The organism is Pseudomonas sp. B6001 (genome assembly GCF_013386015.1).
In the GTDB taxonomy this organism is placed as follows: Bacteria; Pseudomonadota; Gammaproteobacteria; order Pseudomonadales; family Pseudomonadaceae; genus Aquipseudomonas.
This window is the reverse complement of sequence record NZ_JACAOX010000001.1, coordinates 392,393-415,098: the sequence shown is the minus strand read 5'-3', so window position 1 is coordinate 415,098 and position 22,706 is coordinate 392,393. Positions and strand designations below refer to the sequence as shown.

Genomic DNA, 22,706 nt, shown 5'->3' with positions numbered 1-22,706 from the left:
GGGAGCTTGCTGTGGCAGGGGAGCTTGCTTTAGGGAAAGAGCTGTTGTGGCGAGGGAGCTTGCTGTGGCGAGGGAGCTTGCTCCCGCTGGGCTGCGTAGCGGCCCCAAAAAAAGCGGGAGCGCTGCGCACTCCAGCGGGAGCAAGCTCCCTCGCCACAGCAAGCTCCTCACCACGACAGGCTCCTCACCACAGCAAGCTCCTCACCACGACAGGCTCCTCACCACAGCAAGCTCCTCACCACAGCAATCTCCCTCACCCCATAAAAGCATCTTCAGCATCGACCTTCGCAACCCATCAGTGAGCAGACCATGCAACCGATCTACATCGACTTCCTCAACGGCCTGGACATCGACGAACTGGCCCTGACCAACGATGAAATCCTCAACGCCATCGAATCCAGCCTGGCGATCCAGGGCCGCAGCGAGGCGGTGATCGAGCCGCGCATGCACCTGATTCCCGGCGGTGAAATCAACGGCCACTTCAACGTGCTGCGCGGTGTATTGGGCGGCGCAATCGGCTACGCCGGGGTCAAGGTGGTGGGCGACTTTGTCGACAACTACCGCAAGGGCCTGCCCTCGGAACTGGCGATTCTCAACCTGCTGGACCCGGCCACCGGCATCCCCAAGGCCATCCTGGACGCCTCGGCGATCACCGACATGCGCACCGGCGCCGTCACCGCCATCGGTGCCAAATACCTGGCCCGTCCCGACAGTAAAGTCCTCGCGCACATCGGTGCCCGTGGCACGGCGTATTGGAACGTGCGGCTGCTGGACCACCTGTTCGACTTCGACGAAATCCGCGTGCACTCGCGCCGCAGTGAAAGCCGCGAAGCCTTCGCCGAACGCCTGCGCCGAGACCTCGGCAAGCCGGTGATTGTCACCGACGATTGGGAGTCCACGGTGTGCGGCGCCGACATCGTGGTGGAAGCTTCACGCCTGGATCAGCCGCAACCGTTGCTGCACACCGAGTGGATCAAGCCCGGTGCCTTCGTCGTGCCCTACGGCACCATGAGCGCGGTGGAACTGTCGTTGACCGACATCATGCACAAGCTGGTGGTGGACGATTGGGGCCAGTGCAAGGGCGGGATGTTCGGCGCATTGCGCGCCCATGTCGACGCCGGAAAACTCAGCGCCGAGACCTTGCATGGCGAGTTGGGGCAGATCGTGGCCGGCTTGAAGACCGGCCGGGAAACCCCCGAGGAAACCATCCTGTTCTGGCACCGTGGCTTGAGCCTCAGCGATATCGCCCTGGGCCACGCACTGCTGGAAAAATCCAGACGCCTGGGGATCGGCCAGCGGTTGCGCTGGGCATGATTCACTTCGATCCCGCCGGTTTGACGATTGAGCATTTGCTGTCGATTGCCCGCCAAGACGCACCGGCTGACTTCAGCGATGCGGCGCGCCAACGTATCGACGAAGGGCATCGACTGTTGCTGCGCCTGGTGGCTGAAGGCACGCCGATTTACGGGGTGACCACCGGCCTCGGTGCGGCGGTGGATACGCAGGTCGCGCCGGAACAGGCAAACATTCCTTTGGGGCGTGCGGTGGGCGTTGGCCGCCTGGCCACGCGTGAGGAATTACGCGCGATCACCGCAGCCCGCTTGGCCGGGTTGGCCCAGGGGCGTTCGGGTATTTCGCCGGGTGCAGCGCAGGCGCTGTTGGCGTTACTCAACTGCGGCATGGAGCCCGCGGTGCCGTTGCTCGGCTCGCTGGGTGAGAGCGACCTGGCGCCGTTGGCGCATTTGAGTCTGGCGCTGAACGTGCCATTGACGGGCAAGGATGGCCTGGCGCTGGTGTCGGCCAACTCCGCGAGCATCGGCCTTGGCGCGTTGCTGGTGGCCGAGGCCGAACAGGCATTGCAGGCCGTGTTGGCGGGGCTGGCGTTGTCGTGTGAAGGCTATCGGGCCAACCTCAGTCCGTTCCAGCCTTGGGCTTCGCGGTTGCGCCCGGCGCCGGGGCAAAGCGGGCAATCAGCGACGTTGCTGGAATTGCTGGCGGGCGGCGAATTGGCCGATAACCCGCGTCGGCTACAGGACCCGCTGAGCTTTCGCTGTGCCACGGTGGTTCAAGGCGCGGCACAACAGGCAGTGCAGGCGTTACGCGAGTTGATCGAACTGGAACTGGCCAGCGGCGCGGACAATCCGGCGTTGATCAGCGAAGACGTGTTGGTGCTGGCCACGGCCAATTTCGACAGCACCCATCTCGCGCTGGCGGCCGAAGGCTTGGGCCTGGCGTTGAGCCGCGTGGCGGTGTGCAGCGCCGAGCGGATTGCCAAGTTGCTGTCGCCGGCTTCCAGTGAACTGCCGCGCTTTCTGATCAACCAGCCCGGGCACGTGGGCATGGCCGCCTTGCAGCGCACCGGTTCGGCGTTGGTGGCGGAGATCGGGCACTTGGCCAATCCGATCCCGGCGGTGAGCGTGCCGGTGGCGGATCGCGTGGAAGATTATGCGGGGCAGGCGCTGGCGGTGGTCGAGAAAACCCGGCAACTGGTGCAGCGCGTGGTGTGGCTGGGCAGCATTGAGTTGATCGTGGCGGCGCAGGCGGTAGACCTGCGCGGCACGGTTCAACTGGGGCAGGGCACCCGGCGTATTCATCAGGCGGTGCGTCGCCAGGTGGCGCACCTGGATCAGGACCGTTCGGGGTCGGTGGATGTGTTGGCGTTAAGCGCATTCATCGAAAACGATGGTTTGAAACCCATTCTCTAAAACTATGAAGACCAACTGTGGTAGCTGGATTGCCTGCGATAGCGGTGTTGGATTCACCATCGCTATCGCAGGCAAGCCAGCTCCTACAGGTTGATCGCATTTCAGGTCATGGATTTTCAGCGGCCAGGGCGGCAATCACCGCCGGCCGCTCACCGACCCGCTGCTGAAACTTCGCCAACGCCGGCCACTGCTGCAAGTCGATATCAAACAACCCCGCCCAGCGCAGCACCACAAACAGGTACGCATCCGCCACCGAGTACTGCGCGCCCAGCAGGTAATCCTGGCGCTCCAGGGTCTGCACCAGAATCGCAAAGCGCTTGAACAGCGTGGCCTTGAACAGCGCCTTCACCTCATCGGGAATCGCGTCCTTGAACAACACTCCCAGTCCGCCATGAATCTCGCTGGAGACATAGTTCAGCCACTCCTGCAAACGCACCCGCTCCCAGCTGCCATTGGCCGGCGCCAGGCCCGCTGCGGGTACACGGTCGGCCAGGTATTGCAGGATGGCGGCGCCTTCGGTCAGTACCTCGCCATTGTCCAGTTGCAGTGCGGCCACATAGCCCTTGGGGTTGATCTGCAGGAAATCATCACCGTCAGCCGTGAGCTTTTTCTGGTTGTCGACGCGAATCAATTCAAACGGCAGGGCCAATTCCCGCAGCGCGATATGGGAGGCGAGGGAACAGGCATTCGGGGAAAAATACAGCTTCATCGGGGCAACTCCGCAGGACAGTTGCCTTCAGTCTCGTGGGCATGGCACCTTGGGTAAAATTAATCTTTCAGAATCCTGCCATAAGGACAGCTACTGCCATGATGAACCTGATGCACTGGCGCCTGCTGGTGGCCGTGGCGGACAACGGCAGCATCACTGCCGCCTCCGAACGAGTGGGCATGACTCAGTCCGCCGCCAGCCAGGCGATGGCGGCCATGGAGGCCAACCTCGGTGCGCAGTTGTTTGTGCGTGAGGCGCGTCAGACCGTGCCTACCGCCCTGGGCCTGCAAGTGATCGAGCAGGCGCGGGTGATGCTCGGGGCCTTGCAGGCGATTCGCACCACCGTGGACGAAGCGCGGCCGATGCTGCGTGGGACGATTCGCATCGCGAGTTTCCCCATGGTGCTGGCGGTGTTCCTGCCGCCGCTGCTGCGTCGGTTCAACCAGCTTTATCCCGGCATCGAGGTCACCGCCCTGGAAGTGACCGACGATGAAGTGAACACCTTGCTCGACGCGAATCTGATCGACCTGGGCGTGGTGCTCAACCCGCCGTCCGAGCGCAATGCCGCCGTGCTGGGGCGCGATAACTGGGTGGCGGTGCTGCCGATGGCCCACGGGTTTTCCCGGCGCCCGGCGCAGGCAACGGTCACGCTGGAAGAGTTGGTGGAGCAACCGTTCGTGCTTGCCACCGGCGGCTGCACCGTCAACGCCCGCAGCCTGGCCCAGGAAGCCGGCCTGGTGCTGCGCGAGGTGCGGGTGGAAGTGCGCGAATGGAACAGCGCTTTTAGCCTGGTGCGTGAAGGCGTGGGAGTGACGCTGGTGCCCGAGATGACCCTGCCGGCCCAGCGCCAAGGCTTGCGCATCATGCCCCTGGCGGAGCCGGTGCATCGCGAGTTTGCGTTGGTGACATCACGCCACCAACCGCCCTCCGCAGTGGTTAATGCTTTGTTGCAAATGCTGGCTGACTAGTGGCCTTGCATAGCGCCAACGCCTGTCTATGCTCACCCAGAACCGTTGATGACGCTCGGCATATAAAGCGTTTCGGATAGGTTTCCCCATAAAGGTCTTCGATCAAGATTCAAACCGTGAATGGAATGCGCCCGCGTGGGCGTCGGGAAAATAAAGGGTGATCTGACATGTTCAACCGCCAACACAAATCCGACCTGCTGGAAATCGAACGTTTCTCCTGTGCCCTTACCGAAGCCAAAGCCAAATTGGCCGCCATCAGCCGTTCCATGGCAATGATCGAGTTTGATCGCGACGGCATCGTGCTGGATGCCAATGAAAATTTCTGCAAGACCATGGGCTACCGCGCCGAAGAAATTCGCGGCAAGCATCACCGGATTTTCTGCGAAGAGGCCTACACCCACACCGACGCCTACGCCAAGCTCTGGCGCGACCTGGCGCGGGGCGAGCCCCTCAGTGGCACCTTCATGCGGTTGAACAAGCATGGTCAGGAAGTGTGGCTGGAGGCCAGTTACATGCCGGTAATCGGTGCCGACAACCAGGTGCAAAGCGTGATCAAGGTGGCCTCGGACATCTCGGCGCGGATTCACCGCGAGCATGAAAACCAGAGCCTGATCGACGCCATCGGCCGCTCCATGGCGGTCATTGAATTCACCCCGCAAGGCCAGATCCTGAATGCCAACGACAACTTCCTGAAGACGGTGAAGTATTCCCTCAGTGAAATCGTCGGCCAGCACCACAGTCTGTTTTGTCATCGCGGTGAGACCGATTCGCCGGCCTACAAGGCATTCTGGGCCTCGCTCAACCGCGGCGAATATCACTCCCACCGCTTTGAGCGCAAAGATAAATTCGGCCAAACGCTGTTCCTGGAAGCCTCCTACAACCCGATCTTCGATGCCAACGGGCGCCTGTACAAAGTGGTGAAGTTCGCCAGCGACATCACCGACCAGGTCACCACCTTGCGCACGGCTGCCGACTCGGCTCACGCCACCTCGGTGCAAAACGACGCCTGCGCCCGCAAGGGTTCGGAAGTGGTGCAGCAGACCGTGCAGATCATCGAAGAAATTTCCCGTGACCTTAACGAAGCGGCCGTGAGCATCGACGCAGTGAGCAAGCAGTCGGACATCATCGGCACCATCGTCCAGACCATCCGCGGCATCGCCGACCAGACCAACCTGCTGGCGCTGAATGCGGCGATCGAAGCGGCCCGGGCGGGCGAGCATGGGCGCGGGTTTGCGGTGGTGGCGGATGAGGTGCGCAGCCTTGCGGCGCGAACCAGCCAGGCGACGATCGAGATTGTGGATGTGGTGCGCAAGAACCACGACCTGTCGATCAGCGCGGTGTCGAGCATGCAGTCGAGCCTGAGCCGCACGGGGCTTGGGGTGGAGCTGGCGAATGAGGCGGGGCAGGTGATCCTGGAGATTCAGGAAGGGTCACGGCATGTGGTGGATGCGATCAGTCAGTTCAACTCGACACTGCAATTGCAGTAACACCGCAGATCAAATGTGGAATGAGCTTGTGTGGGAGCGGGCTTGCTCGCGAATGCGGTGTGTCAGTCAGCACATGGATTGACTGACACACCGCATTCGCGAGCAAGCCCGCTCCCACATTTGGTTTGTGGTGTGGCTTAGATCGCAGCCAGGGTTTCTTTCACCGTCTGCGCCTGCGGGTCAGCGGTCTTCGCCGCTACCTGCTGCGCCTGCTGCTCCTTCAGGCGTTCTGCCACTTCTTTGGAAATAGCATCCTGCTTGTCCTGAGGCATGTTCTTCACATCATCCTCGGTCAAACCCTGTTCCTTGAGCAGTTGCTCGCGGATGCGCTCGGCCGGGCTTTTTTTCATGTAGTCGGTGAAGTCACTGCGGGCGGACGTGGTGGAGTCGGTCTTGGCCGTATCGGTGGTCGAGGCGGTTGCGGTGGTGGCTTGCAACTGCACACGGGTCTTGGCGAAGGCGGCATTGATGTTGTCGGCAGTGGCGTCGGCCGCTGCCTGTGTGGTCGATACAGTCGTAGTGCCCTGTTGCACGTTTTGCGCAGCACCGCTGTACAGCGCGCTGGCCGCGGCGTTGGCCGGGTCCATGTCTGCGCGCTTGATGCGTTGGATCGTCGACTGAGCCTGGGGGTTGTTGTTGATCAGCATGATCAGGACACCTGTGGATGTGGGCGGTGCCACAGGTGGAGCAATTAGCGTGCCCAGTGGTATGGCCCCGTGTTTACGGGGCTTTTGGCCGCTACCGTCGGCAAGCGTTGGCGTGCCGCCGGCCATTGTTTGCCGCTAGTGGGCAATGTTCTCCAGCGCCAGGTTGCGGGTGCGCGGGCCGAACCAACTGATGGTGATCATCACGATCAACATGCTGCTGGCGATAAACGCCAACACGCCGGGAGTGCCGAGGTGTTCGAGGATCACGCCGATCAACAGGCTGCTGAACACCGTCGACAACCGGCTGAACGAATAGCAGAAACCCACCGCCCGGGCGCGGATGTTGGTGGGGAACAGTTCGCTCTGGTAGGAGTGATAACTGAAACTCAGCCAGGCGTTGCAGAAGGTGATCATCACCCCGCAGATCACCAGGCCCACGGCGGTGGTTTGCAGCGCGAACAAACTGCCGAAGATCACCGCGCCGAGCGCCGAGCCGACAATCTGCCATTTGTTCTCAAACCGGTTCGCCACCTTCACAAACAGCAGCGGCCCCAGCGGGTAGGCGAGGGTGATGATGAAGGCATAGCCCAGGCTGTGAGTGACGCTCACGCCCTGGCCCGAGAGCAGCGCCGGCAGCCAGTTGCCGAAGCCAAAAAAGCCGATGGCCTGGAACACATGAAACACAATCAGCATCAACGCCCGGCGCCGGTACGGCGGTTGCCAGATATCGGCGAAGCGCCCTTGGCCCTGCACGCTGACGGCTTGCGGTTCCGGCTCATCGAGTGGCTTGCCGTGGTCTTTCCGGCAGCGCGCTTCGAGGCTGTCCATGATCTGCCCGGCTTCCTCGAAACGGCCTTTTTGTGCGAGCCAGCGCGGCGATTCCGGCAGGCGCTTGCGCAGTTGCCAGATAAACAGCGCAAATACCGCACTGCTCACCACTACCCAGCGCCAGCCGGAAATCCCGAACGGTGCCTGGGGTACCAGCCACCACGACATCAACGCCACCGCCGGCACCGACAGGAACTGGATGAAAAACGCAAAGGCAAACGCCGAGCTGCGCATGCGCTTGGGCACCAGTTCCGAGAGGTAGGCGTCGATGGTCACCAGTTCGATGCCCAGGCCGATGCCCACCAGGAAACGCATGCAGATGATGCCCAGGGCGGAGGTCTGGATACCCATCAACACGGTGGCGACGGTGTACCAGATCAACGCAAAGGTGAAGATCGCCCGGCGCCCGTAGCGGTCGGCAATCGGGCTGAGCAGGCTGGCGCCGAGGAACAGGCCGAGAAAGGTCGCCGAGGCAAAGGCCGCCTGGTCGGAGAAGCCGAATACGCCCTGGCTGCCGGTGTGGAAAATTCCGTCACTGATCAGGCCGGGGCTGATATAGGCAGTCTGGAACAAGTCATACAGCTCGAAAAAGCCGCCAATCGACAGCAGCGCCACCAGGCGCCAGACAGTGGCGACGGCGGGCAACCGATCAATGCGCGCGCTGATGTGCGCGGCGCGGATCGGGTCGATACCGTCTGCAAGAGAGGGTGAAGACATGGGCAGAAGACTCAATAAGTGATCGGGATCTCGAATTCCTGGAACGCATCATCCACCGGTTGGTAACCCAGCACACGGGTTGTTTCGCTGAGGTCCAGGCGTTTGAAACGGTTATTGGAAATGCCATGGGCGATCAGGTGTTTCACCCCGATGGTTTCCACCGAGCGTTGCAGCAGTTGCACGGCGTCGCGGGGGCTGAGCCAGGCGCTGAGATCGCGGGCGTTGTTCAGGTCGTGGGTTTCGGGGAATTCAAACGCACCGATGCGCAGGGCGATGGTGGAGAGCGGGGTTTTGGCCGCGTAAAAACCGCACAGGGCTTCGCCGTAGCATTTGCTCACGCCGTACAGGTTGGCGGGCAATACAAGCATGCCCGGCGTGATCTGCCGGTCTACCGGGTAGCCTTCGATGGTCTGGGCGCTGCTGGCGAATACCAGGCGCTTCACACCTGCGGCCACGGCAGCTTCGAACAGGTAGGTGGTGGCCAGGATATTGTTGGGCAACAACTCGTCGAAGGTCGCGCTGGCGTGGGGGATGCCCGACAGGTGCACGATCACGTCAATCCCGTCGAGCAGGGCGGCGAGGGCGGTTTTGTCGCTCAGGTCGGCGTGGATGAAACGGTGCTCGCCGAGGGCGAAATCCGGCTCGATGCGGTCGGTGAGGGTGAAGCGGTAGCGGTCTTTCGAGGCTTCGAAAAACGTCTTGCCGATGCGGCCACAGGCGCCGGTGAGTAGTACGTTGAGTCCGTTCATTGGGTAGTCCTTGTTTTTAGTTGTGGCCGTCGAGGGCGAAGGTTTTGAAGCCGGGGCGTTGGCTGAGGGTTTCGTAGTAGGCGCTGACCGCCGGGTAGGACGGATGCTCCATGGGCGTCATCCACCAGCGGTGCACCGACAGGCCGATGAGGATGTCGGCGAGTGTGAAGTCGTTACCGGCGACGTAGGCGCCGGTTTTGATCAGTTGCTCTTCAAGCAGGCCCATCTTGTCGTTCCAGCTTTTTACCCCGGCTTTGATGCGTTGCGGGTCCTGGTAGTCCGGGTTCTTGCGTACCAGAGCGTGGAAGGCGTAGCCCCACGACGGGTTGAGTTCGGTGGCTTGCCAGTCCATCCATTGCTCGACCTTCGCACGGGCGACCGGCTCGGTGGGCAGCAGGTCGTGGCGTTGGTGCAGGCTCACGAGGTAGCGGCAGATGGTGTTGGATTCCCACAGCACGCCGTTGTCGTCGATGATCACCGGGACTTGGGCGTTGGGGTTCAGGGCCAGGAATTCGGGGGACTGGGTGGAGGCGAAGCCGATGCCCCAGTCTTCGCGATCGTAGGGGATATCCAGTTCCTGGCAGGTCCACAGGACTTTTCGCACGTTGATGGAAGAAGTGCGACCGAGGATTTTCAGCGAATGGCCCATGGTGCTTTCCTGACGAGGGTGAGAAGGCAGGGGGCAATTTAGCAGGGGCCAGAAGGCACGGCGAGGTTGTTAAGTGGGCAGGATCAAAAATGTGGGAGCGGGCTTGCTCGCGAATGCGGTGTATCAGTGATGGAAAGCTCGGCTGACACACCGCATTCGCGAGCAAGCCCGCTCCCACAGTTTGACCGCGTGCGGTCTGTTAGATCAGTGGTGATTCCTGGTCCATCAGCTTGCCCATCAGCAATACGCCCAACTCACTCAACTGGTGAATCGCCAATGCGGTGTCGCGGTCTTTGCCGGTGAGTTCATCAGACAGGTCGAGCAATAACGTGCTGACCGAGGAAAACGTCTCGTAGCTGTTGGCGATCAGGCTTTCGCTGCTGGCGTCGGGGCTGACGGTGAATAAGGCGGGAGGATTTGGAGTTGCTTTGAACATAGGTGAGTTCTCTAACTGGGCCACCACCTGATCGCTACTAAACGAAAGGGTGGCGGCTGCACGCAGGTTAGTAGACCGGTAGACCCTCACAAAACCCGGCGCGCCACGAGGGCGCCCTGCGCACAGCCACCATCAAGCACAGACAGGTAAGTCCGATAGATGAAGCTCATGCACATTTGTGAGGGGTTGCTCGGGCTACTAAACCCGATCACTGAGAAATTCAGCGACCGGGCAACCTTAGAGAGCCCTACCCAGGCGCACAAGCCGGCGGATTCTGACGTACCTGTAGGTAACGGAGCAAGGCGCTGCCATCAACACCAGCCACTTCCTACAGCTACCGCCTAGGTACTCTCGCGCACCTTCAACTCAAACCCCATGTCCACCACCGGCCGGGCGATCTTGTTGCCGGCCATCACCGTCAACAAATGCTCGGCTGCCCGCCGGCCAATGGCTTCACGCGGGGTGCTGATGCTGCTCAAACGCGGCACCATGAACGAGGAAGACGGCAGGTCGTTGAAGCCCAGCACCGAGATCTGCTCCGGCACCTTGATGCCATGGCGCAGCGCTTCCAGCAGCGCACCTTGAGCCAGGTCGTCGTTGCCAAAGAAGATCGCGTCCACATCCGGATGGCTGGCCAGCAACTGCAGGAACAATTCACCACCCAGGCCCAGCGACGATGGCCTTGGCGTCAGCACTTCGAGTGCCGGGTCGTACAACCCCGCCTGCTGCAACGCCCGGCGAAAGCCTTCGCCGCGCAGCAAAGTCCGCTGGTCCAATTGCGCGCCAATGTAGGCCAACCGCTTGCGCCCCCGTGAGATCAAATGCGCCGCCGCTGTTTCCCCGGCGTTCAATTGCGAAAATCCTACGCAGTTCAGTCCGGCGCCCGGGTCCAGGTCCATCATGTACACACACGGCACATTGCTCGATTCCACCATGCGCCGGGCGCTTTCCGTACGGTCAAACCCGGTCAGCAGCAACCCCCGTGGCTGGTAGGCCATGTAGTTGCGCAGCAGGTCTTCTTCTTCGTCGCGGGAATAGTGGGTGTTGCCGATCAGCACTTCAAAGCCCTTGGGCCGCAGCACCTGGTGGATGGCTTCCAGGGTTTCGATAAACAGCAGGTTGGACAGCGACGGCACCAACACCACCACCGACTGGCTCTGGGCAGATGCCAGGGCACGGGCGGCCGGGTTGACCACGTAGCTCAGTTCGGCAGCGGCTTTTTGTACTTTTTCCACCAGTTCGGTGGCCACGGTGCTGATGCCGCGCAAGGCCCGGGAGGCGGTAATCGGGCTCACGCCAGCCAGGCGGGCCACTTCATTGAGGGTAGGGCGGCCCGTGGTGCGGGTATTTTTATCGTTCTTGGGAGTCATCAGGCGGCTTGCCAAACAAAAATCGAGGCACTAAGGTAGCGCTGTCTCCAAGACCCTGCAAATTCTTGAACGTCGGGATGCCTGTTCCCGTTCAAACCTTTGGAGCAGATGCACGCGTCACTCCATAAAAATGACAAGACGGCGCGGGAAAAGCCTGTTTTTGCACTAGCCTTACAGCGTGCAAAGGTAGCGCTATCTGCGTCTTGAGGTGTTTCATGAGTCAACCTGTTACTGCCCTCGTGATCATGGGTGTTTCCGGCTGTGGCAAGTCCAGCGTCAGCGAGGCCCTGTGCCTGCTGAACGGCGCCACCGCCATCGAAGGCGACAGCTTTCACCCCGCCGCGAACATCGAGAAGATGAGCGCCGGCCATCCCCTTAACGACGAAGACCGCGCCGGCTGGCTCGACATCCTGTGCGATGAGCTGCGCCGCTCGCTCAAGGCCGGCGAGCATCCGGTGCTCACCTGTTCGGCCCTGAAGAAGAAATACCGCGACCACCTGCGCGAAGCCGCGCCGGGCCTGGGGTTTGTGTTTCTGGAGCTGACCCGCGAAGTCGCCGCCGACCGTGTATCCCATCGCCCCGGCCATTTCATGCCGGCCAGCCTTATAGACAGCCAGTTCGCCACCCTGGAATCCCCGGTGGGCGAGCCGTTGACCCTGGCCCTCAACGCCAGTGAAGACAGCGTTGAAGAACTGGCCGAGCAAACCAATGCCTGGTGGCTCGAACACGGCTTTGAACCAAACAAATAATTTTTTGCCGGACAAGATAGCGCTGTCCGCCTGCACTGAATTTTTTACCGGCTTTAATAACAACAACAAACAGGAGAGACCCCCATGTTTGGCTTGTCCCACGATACCTATCTGCTGCTCGATGCAGTGGTGACCATCATCGGCCTGATCGTGTTGATCACCCGGTTCAAAGTCCACCCGTTCATTGCGCTGATCATCGCCGCAGGCTTTCTCGGCCTGACCTCGGGCATGCCCGTGGACAAGATCATCAAGGCCTTCCAGGACGGCTTCGGCGGGGTGCTCGGCTTTGTCGGGATTATCCTCGCGCTGGGTACGATGCTCGGCAAGATGATGGCCGATTCCGGCGGTGCCGATCAGATCGCGCAAACCCTGGTGCGGGCCTTCGGCAAGGAGAAGGTGCAGTGGGCAATGATGTTCGCCGCGTTCCTGGTGGGCATTCCGCTGTTCTTCGAGATCGGTTTTGTGTTGCTGATCCCGCTGGTGTTTATCGTCGCGCGCCGTACCGGTGTGTCGCTGATCAAGATCGGCATTCCGCTGCTGGCCGGCCTGTCGGCGGTACACGGCCTGGTGCCACCGCACCCGGGCCCTCTGCTGGCGATCGGCGTGTTCGGTGCCGACATCGGCAAGACCATTCTCTACGGCCTGATCGTCGCGCTGCCTACGGCGATCATCGCTGGCCCGCTCTACGGTTCGTTTATCGCCAAGTACATTCCGGGCAACCCGTCCCAGGAACTGGTAGACCAACTGGCCAGTGAGCAACCGGAATCCAAGACCCTGCCGAGTTTCAGCATCACCCTGATCACCGTGCTGTTGCCGGTGTTCCTGATGCTGCTGAAAACCTTCGCCGACGTCGCCCTGCCGGACGGCCACGTGATCCGCAACTGGATGGACATGATCGGTCACCCGATCACCGCCTTGCTGCTGGCCTTGCTGTTGTCGCTGTACACCTTTGGCCATCGCCAGGGCATTGGCTCCAAGCAAATCCTCAAGCTGCTCGACGCCAGCCTGGCGCCGACTGCAGCGATCATCCTGATCATCGGCGCCGGTGGTGGTTTCAAGCAGATGCTGGTGACCAGCGGCGTAGGTGATGTGATCGGCCATATGGCGGTGACCGCGCAGATCAACCCGATCCTGCTGGCCTGGCTGGTGGCGGCGGTGATTCGTGTGGCTACCGGTTCTGCGACGGTGGCGACCATTACCGGTGCCGGCATTGTAGTGCCGGTGGTAGGGATGATTCCGGGGGTGAACCGCGAGTTGCTGGTATTGGCGACGGGGGCGGGCTCGCTGGTGCTGTCTCACGTCAACGATGCGGGGTTCTGGCTGGTGAAGCAGTACTTCAATATGACCGTGGCCGAGACGTTCAAGACCTGGACGGCGATGGAGACCATCCTGTCGGTGGTGGCGTTGGGCTTTATCATGTTGCTGTCGCTGGTGGTCTAACAGGCACACCGCAAAACAAAATGTGGGAGCGGGCTTGCTCGCGAAGGCGGTGAATCAGTCGACATATGAGTTGACTGAACCACCGCCTTCGCGAGCAAGCCCGCTCCCACATTGATTGGGTCCTGCAGTTGGATCGGGTCAGGCGTCAGCTTTCTTGACCAGCCCATCCGCCCGGAACATCGCCCGGATGCCCCGCACCGCCTGGCGAATTCGGTCCTGGTTTTCGATCAGTGCAAAGCGCACGTGGTCGTCACCATACTCACCAAAGCCAATCCCCGGCGACACACACACCTTCGCCTCAAGCAGCAGCTTCTTGGCAAACTCCAGCGAACCCATTGCGGCGTACGCCTCGGGGATCTTCGCCCAGACGTACATCGACGCCTTCGGGTTCTCGACCATCCAGCCCAGCTCATGCAGGCCTTTCACCAGCACGTTACGGCGCTGACGGTACTGCTCGGCAATGTCTTTCACGCACTGCTGATCGCCTTCCAGCGCCGCAATCGCCGCGACTTGCAGCGGGGTGAAGGTGCCGTAGTCGTGGTAACTCTTGATCCGCGCCAGGGCGTTGACCAGTTCCGGGTTGCCCACCATGAAACCAATGCGCCAGCCGGCCATGTTGTAGCTCTTGGACAGGGTGAAAAACTCCACCGCGATGTCCTTGGCGCCCGGCACTTGCATGATCGACGGAGCTTTCCAGCCGTCGTAGACGATGTCGGCGTAGGCCAGGTCATGCACCACCAGCACGTCGTACTGCTTGGCCAGGGCGATCACCCGTTCGAAGAAGTCCAGCTCCACGCACTGCGCGGTGGGGTTGGACGGGAAGCCGAGGATCATCATCTTCGGCTTGGGGATCGAGCCACGAATCGCACGTTCCAGTTCAGCGAAGAAGTCCACCCCCGGAATCAGCGGCACCGAACGCACCTGGGCGCCGGCAATCACGGCACCGTAGATGTGAATCGGGTAGCTGGGGTTGGGCACCAGCACCGTGTCGCCCTGGTCCAGGGTGGCCAGCATCAAGTGCGCCAGGCCTTCCTTGGAACCGATGGTCACGATGGCTTCTGTTTCCGGGTCGATGTCCACTTCGTAGCGGTCTTTGTACCAGCGCGAAATCGCCCGGCGCAGCCGCGGAATGCCTTTGGAAGTGGAGTAGCCGTGGGTGTCTTCGCGTTGGGCGACGGTGACCATTTTTTCCACGATGTGCGGTGGAGTGGCGCCGTCCGGGTTACCCATGCTCAAGTCGATGATGTCTTCGCCGCGCCGACGCGCAGCCATCTTCAGCTCGGCAGTGATATTGAACACGTAAGGGGGGAGTCGATCTATGCGCGCAAAGCGGCGCGGCGAACGGGGTTCGGCCATTGTTGCCTCGAAATACGTAAGCGCCCGGAACCGTCCGAGCGACGTCGGCCACTGCGGTGGCCTGCGGGGCAGACAATACGGTCGGTGATGGCCAATTGTCCAGATGCTGCAGGAAAAATTTCTGCTTGGAGTGCAACGGGGATATGCCCCTATACTCGACGCGGGTTTGTTCCCTCATAAGAAGGAGACTGTTCAGATGGATCAACAGACAAAACTGCCGTTACAGCCGCGCATGGAAGAGGGCAAGGCCCTGGTGATCGCGGGTGTGCAAGGGCGTTATTCAAAGGCCACGATTGGCGATATTCCCAAGTTGTGGGAGCTGTTCGACAGCTGCTTCACAGAGATCAAGAAACGCGTCGGCGGCGTGACCTATGGCGTGTGCTACAACGCCAAACACGATGAATTTGACTACCTGGCCGGCGTTGAAGTCCCGGCCAAGGGCGATGTACCGAGCAACTTCCAGTCGATTGAAATCCCGGCCCATCGCTATGCCGTGTTCCCGCATTTTGGCCCGGTGCAGGCGCTGGCGCAGACCTATGAACGCATCATGTTCGAATGGCTGCCGGCCTCCGGGTACAAGGTGGTCGGGGCTGATTTTGAGCGCTACAGCGCCGATTTCGATGTGGGTAAAGGCACGGGCTCCGTGGAAATCTGGATCCCCATCAACGCCGAATCCGCCTGACCGCGCCACCGGCAGGAGCGAGCACGTTCGCTCCTGCAGTGGCCTCTCAATACAGCGTGGCCTTGACCCGCTCCGGCATCTCGCGGTCATAGGCTTCGGCGTCGAACGCCCCATCATTCAAGCGCTTGTGAAACGCCCCGGCGGAGGGCAGTGCCGAGCGATCCAGATGCTTTTCCGGGTTCCAGCAATCGGAGCGCACAAAGGCTTTGGAGCAATGAAAATATGCCGCCTCCACCTGCACCAGAATCACCGAACGGGCCGCTTTGCCATTTACCGCAAAGCTCTCCAGCAACTCAGGCTCGATGGAAATCTGCGCCCGGCCATTGACCCGCAACGTCTCGCCAATCCCCGGGATGATGAACAGCAACGCTATGCGCGGGTCCACCACCAGATTACGCAGGGTGTCGAGGCGGTTATTCCCCGGCCGATCCGGAATCGCCAACGTGCGCTCGTCGATGATTCGTACAAAACCTGGCACGTCGCCACGGGGCGAACCGTCGATGCCGTCCGGGCCGGATGAACTCACCACCACCAAGGGTGACGCGCGGACCATGGCCTGGTAATCCTCGTTGAGAAACGGGATTTCCTTGCGCACGGCCCGTTCGTGGGGCAGGCCGTAGAGGGATTCGAGTTGTTCCAGGGTTGTTAGCATCTTCACCAACTCCTTATTGTTTAAAACACCCACGCCAACCGGCGCTCATACCCAATCCGCCCCTTATACGCCTCCCCGCTGTCCACCCAGCCCTGCTGCAAATACAGCCCCATTGCCGCCACATTATCTGTGTCCACCGACAGCTCCAGTGCCTTGATCTGCGGCCAGACCAGGCGCGCGGCGGCGGGGAGGGCTTGCAGGCAGGCTTTGCCAAACCCCAGGCCTTGCTGATGGCGATCGACTTGCAACGCGTGCAGCGTGGCGCTGTGTTCATCCGCCCAATGGGGCAGGCAGGGTGGGCGTTTGAGCAGCAGGAAGGCCACGGGAATCTCGTCGGCGAGTAACGCAAAGCCTGCCACGCCGGGATTCGGATTGACCAGCAGGGTGTTCAGCGCACAGTAGATATCGCCGGAAAAACCCAGTTGTTCGGGATGCACTTCCAGGGCGTTGAGTTGCTGTTGTTGCAGGGCAGTCAACGTCTGATAGGCGACGAGGCGGGTTTCCATCGGCGTAGCATCCGAAATCCTACAAAGAAGCGCGGATTCTAGCGGGTTTGCGGTAGTCGCAATTATTTTTTGCGGGACTGTCGATTGGCCTGGGGCTCAGTCGACTAAGGGTGTCTTCCGTGATTTTTCCCGCAAGGAGTATCGCCATGAGCACCGCAATCAGCAGCTTGATCGAACAATGGAAACAGGCGGTCACCGCCAAGGATGTCGAGAAAATAGTCAGCTTTTACGCAGACGATATCGTCGCGTTCGACGCCGTTAGCGCCCTGCAGTTCAAGGGCAAGGCCGCCTATCAGGCGCACTGGAAGGCGTGCATGGAGTTCTGCCCGGGCCCTGGGGTCTTTGACTTCCATGAGATGCGTATCGTCGCCGGCGATAACAGCGCCTTTGCCCACTGGCTCGCGCACTGTGGCGGCACCGGGCCCGACGGCGTACTCAAGACCTGCTGGATGCGCGTCAGCGCCGGCTACCAGCGCGTTGGCGGCGAGTGGAAAGTGGTGCATGAACATTGGTCGGCACCGTTCGACATGGAAACCGGCGCCGGTCTGTTCGACCTGAAACCTTGAGCGCCGCGAACTATAGTCAGTTGTCCGAAAACGGAGAATCCCATGAAATACCTCTGCCTGATCTATAGCAACGAACAGGTGCTGCACGATTCGCCCGACAGCCCCAAGGACCCGGAATGTTTCGCCTATGGCCAGTCCGTGCAGGCCAGCGGGCGCATGCTCGCCGCCGAGCCGCTGGAGTCGGTGAGCACCGCCACCACCGTGCGCATGCGCAATGGCAAGTTGTCGATCACCGACGGACCGTTTGCCGAAACCAAGGAGCAGCTCGCCGGGTTTTACCTGATCGAAGCCAAGGACCTGAATGAAGCGATCCAGGTGGCCGGCGGCATACCGGCGGCTCGGGTCGGCAGTGTGGAAGTACGCCCCGTGCGTGAATTGAATCTCTGATCACAACAATAAAACCCAGGAGGTTTCCCATGAGCATTCAACCCAAACCCGCCGAATTTGAACTGTCCATCAGTCGCTTGATCGATGCCCCTCGCAGCCGCGTGTTCCGCGCCTGGACCGAGCCGGCCTTGTTGCAGCAGTGGTGGGGGCCACACGGCATGACCACTCCCGAGTGCGAAATGGACCTTTGGGTGGGTGGGCAATTTCGCACGCTGATGCGCGCGCCGGACGGCAGCGAATACCCAACCCAGGGCGTATTCCTGGAGATTACCGCCCCCAGTCGGCTGGTGTTTACCGACGCCTTCACCCCCGGCTGGATCCCTTCGGGCCAGCCATTCATGACCGCAGAAGTTACCTTTGAAGACGTCGACGGCAAAACCCTCTATACCGCCCGCGCCATGCACTGGAGCGCCGAAACCAAGCAGGCCCACGAAGCCATGGGCTTTCACGAAGGCTGGGGACAGAGCCTCGACCGGCTGGTGACGCTGGTGACCGAAGGCCTGCGCGATTGACGGTGCAGGCCCGGGTTGAAGCGGTTTATCGCAGCGAATCGCGGCGCATCCTGGCGACCCTGATTCGCTTGCTTGGCGATTTCGACCTGGCTGAAGAAGCCTTGCACGAGGCGTTCTTCGTCGCAGTCGAGCGCTGGGGGCAGGACGGTGTGCCGGATAACCCCCGGGCCTGGCTGGTCTCGACCGGGCGCTTCAAGGCCATCGACCGTTTACGTCGCCAGGCGCGTTTTACCCCGTTGTTGCAGGCGCAAGCCGATGCGCTGGAAGCGGCAGACTGGAGCGTTGAAGACGTGGAAGACGACCGCCTGCGCCTGATCTTCACCTGCTGCCACCCGGCGCTGGCGGCGGATGCCCAGGCGGCGCTGACCTTGCGTGAGATCTGCGACCTCACCACCGAGGAAATCGCCCGGGCGTTTCTCGCCACGCCCACTAGCATCGCCCAGCGCATCGTGCGGGCCAAGGGCAAGATCCGCGAAGCGAAGATCCCCTATCAGGTGCCATCCCTGGCGGAGTTGCCCGAGCGCCTGGACAGTGTGCTGCGGGTGATTTACCTGGTGTTCAACGAAGGCTATTCGGCGTCCATGGGCGCCGACCTGACCCGTGAAGACCTGACCCGCGAAGCGATTCGCCTGGGCCGTTTGCTGATGGAGTTGTTGCCGGAACCGGAAGTGATGGGCTTGCTGGCGCTGATGTTGCTCCACCAATCCCGGCGCCCGGCACGCACTTCGGCCGGCGGTGAGTTGGTGTTGCTGGATGAGCAGGACCGTTCGCTGTGGGATGCGTCGTTGATTGCTGAAGGATGCGCCCTGGTGGAGAAATCCCTGACCACACGCCGCTTCGGGCCCTACAGCCTGCAGGCAGCGATTGCGGCGGTACACGCTGAAGCCGTGAGCGCCGATGAGACTGATTGGCCGCAGATCGTCGGGCTGTATGACGTGTTGCTTGGAGCGATGCCATCGCCGGTGATCGAGCTGAATCGCGCGGTGGCCGTTGCGATGCGCGATGGGGCGCAGGCCGGTTTGCAATTGGTGGACGGCATTCTGGCGCGGGGGGAGTTGGTGGACTATCACCTGGCGTACTCGGCGCGGGGCGAGTTTTGTCGGCGATTGGGGCGAGTGGAGGACGCGCGGCGAGCGTTTGAACGGGCGCTGGCATTGACCCAGCAAGTGCCCGAAAAGCGCTTTATCGAGCGGCGATTGGCCGAACTCAAATAGTGCAGGCGCCGGAGATCCAAATGTGGGAGCGGGCTTGCTCGCGAATGCGGTGTGTCAGTCAACATTTCAGTGACTGATCCACCGCATTCGCGAGCAAGCCCGCTCCCACATTTGTTCGATGTTGTCTTGATGAATGAGTTACGGCTGCTGACGCGTCGCCGCCAACACGATCTCGCGAATGCACACATGCTGCGGCTGCTGGTAGGCATAGGCAATCGCCGAAGCCACATCATCGGCGCTCAGCACGGTGCCGCCCATGTCCTGTTTCCACGCCTGGTAGCCGGTCTTGATGGCTTCGTCGGTGGTGTGGCTCAGCAGTTCGGTTTCCACCGCGCCCGGCGCAATGGTGATCACACGCACGTTGTGCGGCGACATTTCTTCCCGCAGGTTTTCCGAAATTCCATGCACGGCGAACTTGGTGCCTACATAGGCGACGTGGTTGGGGAAGGTCTTGCGCCCGGCCACCGAGCTGACGTTGATGATGGTGCCGCCCTTGCGCTTGACCATGCTGCCAGCCACCGCATGGATGCCGTTCAGCAGGCCCTTTACGTTGACGTCGAGCATCTGCTCCCACTGTGCCGGGTCCTGTTCGCTGACCGCGCCCAGCAGCATCACGCCGGCATTGTTGATGAGTGCATCGGCCGGGCCGAATTGCGCTTCGGCTTCTTTCACCGCTGCCACCAGCGCAGCGCGATCGGTGATGTCGACACCGCGACTCAAGGTGTTCGGCAACTCCAGCGCATTCAGCCGGTCGATGCGGCGGGCCAGCAGCAACAGCGGGTGGCCGGCGGCCGACAGCAAGCGCGCAGTCGCTTCGCCAATGCCCGAACTGGCACCGGTGATGATGATCAATGGCTTGCTCATGGTGGAACTCCTGAAATAAGAAAAACAAATAACTGAACGTGGAGCGCAGTATATTTAGCCCTCGGCTGGCTGAAAAATGCCTTATTCCTCTGTCTGTCATCGGTATTAACTATGGATGTGCGTCATCTCAAGGCGTTTCTCGCGGTATTCGAGGAACGCAATATCACCGCCGCCGCCCAGCGCCTGTTCATCAGCCAGCCGACGTTGTCGGTGACCATCAAGCAACTGGAAGAAGAACTGGGCGTGGCGCTGTTTCTGCGCCAGCCTCGTGGGGTCGAGGTCAGTGACGAGGCGCGGGTGCTGTACCCGCAAGCCCGGCGCATGGTGGCCGAGGCCGATGCGTTGAGCCGCTTGTTTCGCGGGCGCGAAAACCGCATCGCCCTGGAACTGGGTGTGGAAGGCGATATTGCCGACAGCCAGATCGAAACCTTCCTGCGCATGGCGCACCAGGGCCTGCCGGGTTTGCTGCTGACCTTGCAGGAAGGCTGCGAAGGAGAAGGGCGCCTGGCGGTAGAGGAAATGTGCTGCGAGGACGAATTATTCCTGCCGCTTTGGGAAGAGTCCTACGTGATGGCACTGCCGATTGCGCACCCGATGGCGGCGGGCGGCAAGGAGCAGGCCTGGGCGCCGATCGAAGACTGGATCACCTGCCCGCAGCATGATTCCCACCAACGGCTGATGGCCTTGTACGGCCGCTCGCCCCAGGCGGTGGCCGGGCATGCCGGTTCGTTGACCCAGGCATTGCACATGGTGGCGGCCGGTGTCGGCGTGGCGATGTTGCCGCAGTCGCTGGCGACGGAGCGGGCCGGGGTGGTGATTCGCCCTTGGCACCTGCCGGCACCGACGCGCCGGGTGGGGTTGTGCTTTGCCGCCCAGGCCCTGGAGTTGCCGGCGTTGCGGGCCTTGCATGAGTATTTCCAGAACAACCGCCCGCCGCAGATTGAAGCGGCCTGACGGCGCCTTTGAATTCACCGCAAATTCAATGTAGGAGCTGGCTTGCCTGCGATAGCGGTGGTGATTGACACCGCTATCGCAGGCAAGCCAGCTCCCACATTTGATCTTCATTGTTGCGAATAGTGTGTTCCGCCGTTATTCCAGCATCTTGCCCAGCAACCAACTGCCGGCCGGGCCGGGCGGATGCTGGCGTGACCACAACGCGTCCACCGCCACCGAGCGCGGCCAGCCCCGGGCCTTGATTTCACACAGGTGGTCGCCGCCGAACCGCTCCACCAGCCAGCGCGGCAGCGGTGCCCAGCCAAAACCCAGCTGCGCCATTTCCATCAGCATCAGGTAACTGGGCGCTGACCACACTCGGCCCAGGCCGCGGGTTTCATTCGGGTTGATGATGCTCGCCAGGCGCAGTTCGCGGTGTTGTTCCAGGGTTTGCTGGTCGATGTCCGCAAGGTTCGCCAGCGGATGTCTGGGTGAGACAAACAGCGCGATTTCCGTGCGCTCTTCCACGGTGGTGCTGGTGAGGTCCGGCGGGTAAACCTCCTGCATCTCGATAAACGCAATCTGCGCCCGGCCACTTTGCACCAGGGCGATCAAGTCCTCGCATTCGGCGATCAGGCATTCCAGTTCCAGGTCCGGGTAGCGCTGCTCGAAGGCGCTGAGGGCGGTTTCGAAACGGTCCGACTGGTACGTATCGGACATCGCGATACTCAACTTCGGCTCCAACCCCTGGGATAACTGGCTGGCCGCCAGCTCCAGGCGGCTGCTGGCTTCCAGCACCTGCTCGGCGCGTTGCAGCAGCACATGCCCGGCCGGGGTCAGCGTCGGCTTGCGGCTGCTGCGATCAAACAGCACCACATCCAGGTCAATCTCCAGGCTGGCCACCGCCGCGCTGACGGTGGACTGGCTCTTGCCCAGCTTGCGCGCCGCCGCTGAAAACGAACCGTGGGTCGCCGCCTGCACAAACGCCTGAAGCACTTCGTGGGATGCCATGACTATCGCCTTGATCGATGGTTACTGGTTATGAAGTATCGAGTCAAAGGGTAATGATGGCAACCATCGTCACTCACGGAGAACGGGTCATGACACCCACCAAGTCGATTACTGAACGCGTTTGGCAGGCCATTGGTTTTGAAGGTTTGGCCTTGTTGATCTGTACACCGCTGCTGGCGTGGATCATGGATAAACCGGCCCTGGAGATGGGCGTCGTGACCTTGGCCATCAGCCTTATGGCACTGGCCTGGAACGTGATTTTCAACGGCCTGTTTGACCGTCTCAAGGCGCGCCTGCAACTGTCTGGCGGGGTGTGGACCCGCGTGCTGCATGCGTTGATGTTTGAAGGCGGGCTGGTGGCGATCTGTGTGCCGTTGATTGCCTGGTGGCTGGACATCAGCCTGATGCAGGCGTTTATCCTCGACATCGGCGTGTTGCTGTTTTTCCTGCCGTACACCTATGTGTATCACTGGGGGTATGACGCCGCGCGGGAGCGGATTATGCAGAAACGGATGCGCACCGCGTAGGAGTCCGGCTTGCCGGCGATGGCGATTTTGGATACGTCATCG

The 22,706-nt window shown here is 61.4% G+C and carries 25 protein-coding genes and 1 pseudogene; 14 read left to right on the top strand and 12 right to left on the bottom strand.

Annotation, left to right across the window (positions count from 1 at the left end; all coding sequences use genetic code 11):
• Window positions 1–309 precede the first annotated feature (309 nt).
• Complete coding sequence (locus HX821_RS02080; protein ID WP_177035214.1) at window positions 310–1,314, top strand: ornithine cyclodeaminase family protein; 1,005 nt, start codon at window positions 310–312, stop codon at window positions 1,312–1,314.
• Window positions 1,311–2,705, top strand: a complete 1,395-nt coding sequence (locus HX821_RS02075; RefSeq protein ID WP_177035213.1) for an aromatic amino acid lyase — start codon at window positions 1,311–1,313, stop codon at window positions 2,703–2,705. Before HX821_RS02080 ends, HX821_RS02075 begins: the two co-directional genes overlap by 4 nt.
• 106 nt (window positions 2,706–2,811) lie before the next feature.
• Here HX821_RS02075 and gstA read toward each other — a convergent pair whose 3' ends face one another.
• On the bottom strand, window positions 2,812–3,414 hold the full coding sequence (gene gstA / locus HX821_RS02070; protein ID WP_003213075.1) for a glutathione transferase GstA: 603 nt from the start codon (window positions 3,412–3,414) through the stop codon (window positions 2,812–2,814).
• Window positions 3,415–3,512: 98 nt separating this feature from the next.
• Between gstA and HX821_RS02065 the strand changes: the two genes are divergently transcribed.
• From HX821_RS02065 to HX821_RS31955, 3 genes and pseudogenes are all read left to right on the top strand, one after another.
• Window positions 3,513–4,382, top strand: coding sequence for a LysR family transcriptional regulator (locus tag HX821_RS02065; protein WP_008431612.1), 870 nt, complete (start codon window positions 3,513–3,515; stop codon window positions 4,380–4,382).
• A 167-nt stretch (window positions 4,383–4,549) separates the two neighbouring features.
• Window positions 4,550–5,278, top strand: a pseudogene (locus tag HX821_RS31960) (PAS domain-containing protein); the annotation flags it as partial.
• Window positions 5,279–5,296: 18 nt separating this feature from the next.
• Complete coding sequence (locus HX821_RS31955; RefSeq protein WP_371132976.1) at window positions 5,297–5,869, top strand: methyl-accepting chemotaxis protein; 573 nt, start codon at window positions 5,297–5,299, stop codon at window positions 5,867–5,869.
• Window positions 5,870–6,006: 137 nt separating this feature from the next.
• Here HX821_RS31955 and HX821_RS02055 read toward each other — a convergent pair whose 3' ends face one another.
• The 6 genes from HX821_RS02055 to HX821_RS02030 form a co-directional block, all read right to left on the bottom strand.
• Entirely contained in the window at window positions 6,007–6,516 is a 510-nt protein-coding gene (locus tag HX821_RS02055; RefSeq protein ID WP_003213081.1) for a hypothetical protein, read from the bottom strand.
• A 135-nt stretch (window positions 6,517–6,651) separates the two neighbouring features.
• Window positions 6,652–8,061 carry an MFS transporter gene (locus HX821_RS02050; RefSeq protein WP_177019375.1) on the bottom strand — a complete coding sequence of 470 codons (1,410 nt, stop codon included), beginning with the start codon at window positions 8,059–8,061 and terminating at the stop codon, window positions 6,652–6,654.
• A gap of 11 nt (window positions 8,062–8,072) precedes the next feature.
• Window positions 8,073–8,810, bottom strand: coding sequence for an NAD(P)-dependent oxidoreductase (locus tag HX821_RS02045; RefSeq protein ID WP_177035212.1), 738 nt, complete (start codon window positions 8,808–8,810; stop codon window positions 8,073–8,075).
• Between the two features lie 16 nt (window positions 8,811–8,826).
• Window positions 8,827–9,459, bottom strand: coding sequence for a glutathione S-transferase family protein (locus HX821_RS02040; protein ID WP_177035211.1), 633 nt, complete (start codon window positions 9,457–9,459; stop codon window positions 8,827–8,829).
• 199 nt (window positions 9,460–9,658) lie between these two features.
• Window positions 9,659–9,895, bottom strand: a complete 237-nt coding sequence (locus HX821_RS02035) for a DUF6124 family protein (protein WP_003213089.1) — start codon at window positions 9,893–9,895, stop codon at window positions 9,659–9,661.
• 341 nt (window positions 9,896–10,236) lie between these two features.
• Window positions 10,237–11,268 carry a LacI family DNA-binding transcriptional regulator gene (locus tag HX821_RS02030; protein WP_167665540.1) on the bottom strand — a complete coding sequence of 344 codons (1,032 nt, stop codon included), beginning with the start codon at window positions 11,266–11,268 and terminating at the stop codon, window positions 10,237–10,239.
• 212 nt (window positions 11,269–11,480) lie between these two features.
• Here HX821_RS02030 and HX821_RS02025 point away from each other — a divergent pair, with 212 nt between their 5' ends.
• Both HX821_RS02025 and HX821_RS02020 read left to right on the top strand, forming a co-directional pair.
• Entirely contained in the window at window positions 11,481–12,014 is a 534-nt protein-coding gene (locus HX821_RS02025) for a gluconokinase (RefSeq protein ID WP_087693163.1), read from the top strand.
• 84 nt (window positions 12,015–12,098) lie between these two features.
• Window positions 12,099–13,454, top strand: a complete 1,356-nt coding sequence (locus HX821_RS02020) for a GntP family permease (protein WP_008431626.1) — start codon at window positions 12,099–12,101, stop codon at window positions 13,452–13,454.
• 138 nt (window positions 13,455–13,592) lie between these two features.
• Here the strand turns inward: HX821_RS02020 and alaC are convergent, their stop codons facing one another.
• Entirely contained in the window at window positions 13,593–14,810 is a 1,218-nt protein-coding gene (gene alaC, locus HX821_RS02015; RefSeq protein WP_003213096.1) for an alanine transaminase, read from the bottom strand.
• A gap of 196 nt (window positions 14,811–15,006) precedes the next feature.
• Here alaC and HX821_RS02010 point away from each other — a divergent pair, with 196 nt between their 5' ends.
• Window positions 15,007–15,492 carry a GyrI-like domain-containing protein gene (locus tag HX821_RS02010; protein ID WP_134327203.1) on the top strand — a complete coding sequence of 162 codons (486 nt, stop codon included), beginning with the start codon at window positions 15,007–15,009 and terminating at the stop codon, window positions 15,490–15,492.
• A 46-nt stretch (window positions 15,493–15,538) separates the two neighbouring features.
• On the opposite strand, the gene HX821_RS02005 is transcribed toward HX821_RS02010, so the two are convergent.
• Both HX821_RS02005 and HX821_RS02000 read right to left on the bottom strand, forming a co-directional pair.
• Window positions 15,539–16,144 carry a pyridoxamine 5'-phosphate oxidase family protein gene (locus HX821_RS02005; RefSeq protein ID WP_063027754.1) on the bottom strand — a complete coding sequence of 202 codons (606 nt, stop codon included), beginning with the start codon at window positions 16,142–16,144 and terminating at the stop codon, window positions 15,539–15,541.
• Between the two features lie 20 nt (window positions 16,145–16,164).
• Complete coding sequence (locus HX821_RS02000) at window positions 16,165–16,650, bottom strand: N-acetyltransferase (protein WP_134327202.1); 486 nt, start codon at window positions 16,648–16,650, stop codon at window positions 16,165–16,167.
• A gap of 146 nt (window positions 16,651–16,796) precedes the next feature.
• On the opposite strand from HX821_RS02000, the gene HX821_RS01995 reads away from it, so the two are divergent.
• Genes HX821_RS01995 through HX821_RS01980 form a run of 4 tightly spaced genes read left to right on the top strand, consistent with a single transcriptional unit; the run spans window position 16,797 to window position 19,329 of the window.
• Window positions 16,797–17,216 (top strand): nuclear transport factor 2 family protein, encoded by a 420-nt coding sequence (locus tag HX821_RS01995; protein WP_003213104.1) that lies wholly within the window; start codon window positions 16,797–16,799, stop codon window positions 17,214–17,216.
• Between the two features lie 42 nt (window positions 17,217–17,258).
• Entirely contained in the window at window positions 17,259–17,603 is a 345-nt protein-coding gene (locus HX821_RS01990) for a YciI family protein (protein ID WP_003213107.1), read from the top strand.
• Between the two features lie 29 nt (window positions 17,604–17,632).
• Window positions 17,633–18,115, top strand: coding sequence for an SRPBCC family protein (locus HX821_RS01985; RefSeq protein WP_003213108.1), 483 nt, complete (start codon window positions 17,633–17,635; stop codon window positions 18,113–18,115).
• Between the two features lie 2 nt (window positions 18,116–18,117).
• A complete protein-coding gene (locus tag HX821_RS01980) occupies window positions 18,118–19,329 on the top strand; it encodes an RNA polymerase sigma factor (RefSeq protein ID WP_102370297.1) in 1,212 nt (403 codons plus the stop codon).
• 138 nt (window positions 19,330–19,467) lie between these two features.
• Here the strand turns inward: HX821_RS01980 and HX821_RS01975 are convergent, their stop codons facing one another.
• The gene (locus HX821_RS01975; protein WP_177035210.1) at window positions 19,468–20,193 is read right to left on the bottom strand and encodes an SDR family oxidoreductase; all 726 of its coding nucleotides are present in this window, start codon (window positions 20,191–20,193) and stop codon (window positions 19,468–19,470) included.
• Between the two features lie 111 nt (window positions 20,194–20,304).
• Between HX821_RS01975 and HX821_RS01970 the strand changes: the two genes are divergently transcribed.
• Window positions 20,305–21,147, top strand: a complete 843-nt coding sequence (locus HX821_RS01970) for a LysR family transcriptional regulator (protein WP_008431643.1) — start codon at window positions 20,305–20,307, stop codon at window positions 21,145–21,147.
• A gap of 135 nt (window positions 21,148–21,282) precedes the next feature.
• Here the strand turns inward: HX821_RS01970 and HX821_RS01965 are convergent, their stop codons facing one another.
• Window positions 21,283–22,137: a LysR family transcriptional regulator gene (locus HX821_RS01965; RefSeq protein ID WP_087693158.1), complete on the bottom strand. Its 855-nt coding sequence runs from the start codon at window positions 22,135–22,137 to the stop codon at window positions 21,283–21,285.
• Between the two features lie 89 nt (window positions 22,138–22,226).
• Here HX821_RS01965 and HX821_RS01960 point away from each other — a divergent pair, with 89 nt between their 5' ends.
• Complete coding sequence (locus tag HX821_RS01960; protein WP_177035209.1) at window positions 22,227–22,664, top strand: multidrug/biocide efflux PACE transporter; 438 nt, start codon at window positions 22,227–22,229, stop codon at window positions 22,662–22,664.
• The last annotated feature ends 42 nt before the right edge of the window (window positions 22,665–22,706 follow it).

What these genes read in the sequence shown, in the direction of transcription:
- HX821_RS02080 (WP_177035214.1), top strand. Translation starts at nt 310, where the DNA reads ATGCAACCGATCTACATCGACTTCCTCAACGGCCTGGACATCGACGAA.
- HX821_RS02075 (WP_177035213.1), top strand. Translation starts at nt 1,311, where the DNA reads ATGATTCACTTCGATCCCGCCGGTTTGACGATTGAGCATTTGCTGTCG.
- gstA (WP_003213075.1), bottom strand. Translation starts at nt 3,414, where the DNA reads ATGAAGCTGTATTTTTCCCCGAATGCCTGTTCCCTCGCCTCCCATATC.
- HX821_RS02065 (WP_008431612.1), top strand. Translation starts at nt 3,513, where the DNA reads ATGATGAACCTGATGCACTGGCGCCTGCTGGTGGCCGTGGCGGACAAC.
- HX821_RS02055 (WP_003213081.1), bottom strand. Translation starts at nt 6,516, where the DNA reads ATGCTGATCAACAACAACCCCCAGGCTCAGTCGACGATCCAACGCATC.
- HX821_RS02050 (WP_177019375.1), bottom strand. Translation starts at nt 8,061, where the DNA reads ATGTCTTCACCCTCTCTTGCAGACGGTATCGACCCGATCCGCGCCGCG.
- HX821_RS02045 (WP_177035212.1), bottom strand. Translation starts at nt 8,810, where the DNA reads ATGAACGGACTCAACGTACTACTCACCGGCGCCTGTGGCCGCATCGGC.
- HX821_RS02040 (WP_177035211.1), bottom strand. Translation starts at nt 9,459, where the DNA reads ATGGGCCATTCGCTGAAAATCCTCGGTCGCACTTCTTCCATCAACGTG.
- HX821_RS02035 (WP_003213089.1), bottom strand. Translation starts at nt 9,895, where the DNA reads ATGTTCAAAGCAACTCCAAATCCTCCCGCCTTATTCACCGTCAGCCCC.
- HX821_RS02025 (WP_087693163.1), top strand. Translation starts at nt 11,481, where the DNA reads ATGAGTCAACCTGTTACTGCCCTCGTGATCATGGGTGTTTCCGGCTGT.
- HX821_RS02020 (WP_008431626.1), top strand. Translation starts at nt 12,099, where the DNA reads ATGTTTGGCTTGTCCCACGATACCTATCTGCTGCTCGATGCAGTGGTG.
- alaC (WP_003213096.1), bottom strand. Translation starts at nt 14,810, where the DNA reads ATGGCCGAACCCCGTTCGCCGCGCCGCTTTGCGCGCATAGATCGACTC.
- HX821_RS02010 (WP_134327203.1), top strand. Translation starts at nt 15,007, where the DNA reads ATGGATCAACAGACAAAACTGCCGTTACAGCCGCGCATGGAAGAGGGC.
- HX821_RS02005 (WP_063027754.1), bottom strand. Translation starts at nt 16,144, where the DNA reads ATGCTAACAACCCTGGAACAACTCGAATCCCTCTACGGCCTGCCCCAC.
- HX821_RS02000 (WP_134327202.1), bottom strand. Translation starts at nt 16,650, where the DNA reads ATGGAAACCCGCCTCGTCGCCTATCAGACGTTGACTGCCCTGCAACAA.
- HX821_RS01995 (WP_003213104.1), top strand. Translation starts at nt 16,797, where the DNA reads ATGAGCACCGCAATCAGCAGCTTGATCGAACAATGGAAACAGGCGGTC.
- HX821_RS01990 (WP_003213107.1), top strand. Translation starts at nt 17,259, where the DNA reads ATGAAATACCTCTGCCTGATCTATAGCAACGAACAGGTGCTGCACGAT.
- HX821_RS01985 (WP_003213108.1), top strand. Translation starts at nt 17,633, where the DNA reads ATGAGCATTCAACCCAAACCCGCCGAATTTGAACTGTCCATCAGTCGC.
- HX821_RS01975 (WP_177035210.1), bottom strand. Translation starts at nt 20,193, where the DNA reads ATGAGCAAGCCATTGATCATCATCACCGGTGCCAGTTCGGGCATTGGC.
- HX821_RS01970 (WP_008431643.1), top strand. Translation starts at nt 20,305, where the DNA reads ATGGATGTGCGTCATCTCAAGGCGTTTCTCGCGGTATTCGAGGAACGC.
- HX821_RS01965 (WP_087693158.1), bottom strand. Translation starts at nt 22,137, where the DNA reads ATGGCATCCCACGAAGTGCTTCAGGCGTTTGTGCAGGCGGCGACCCAC.
- HX821_RS01960 (WP_177035209.1), top strand. Translation starts at nt 22,227, where the DNA reads ATGACACCCACCAAGTCGATTACTGAACGCGTTTGGCAGGCCATTGGT.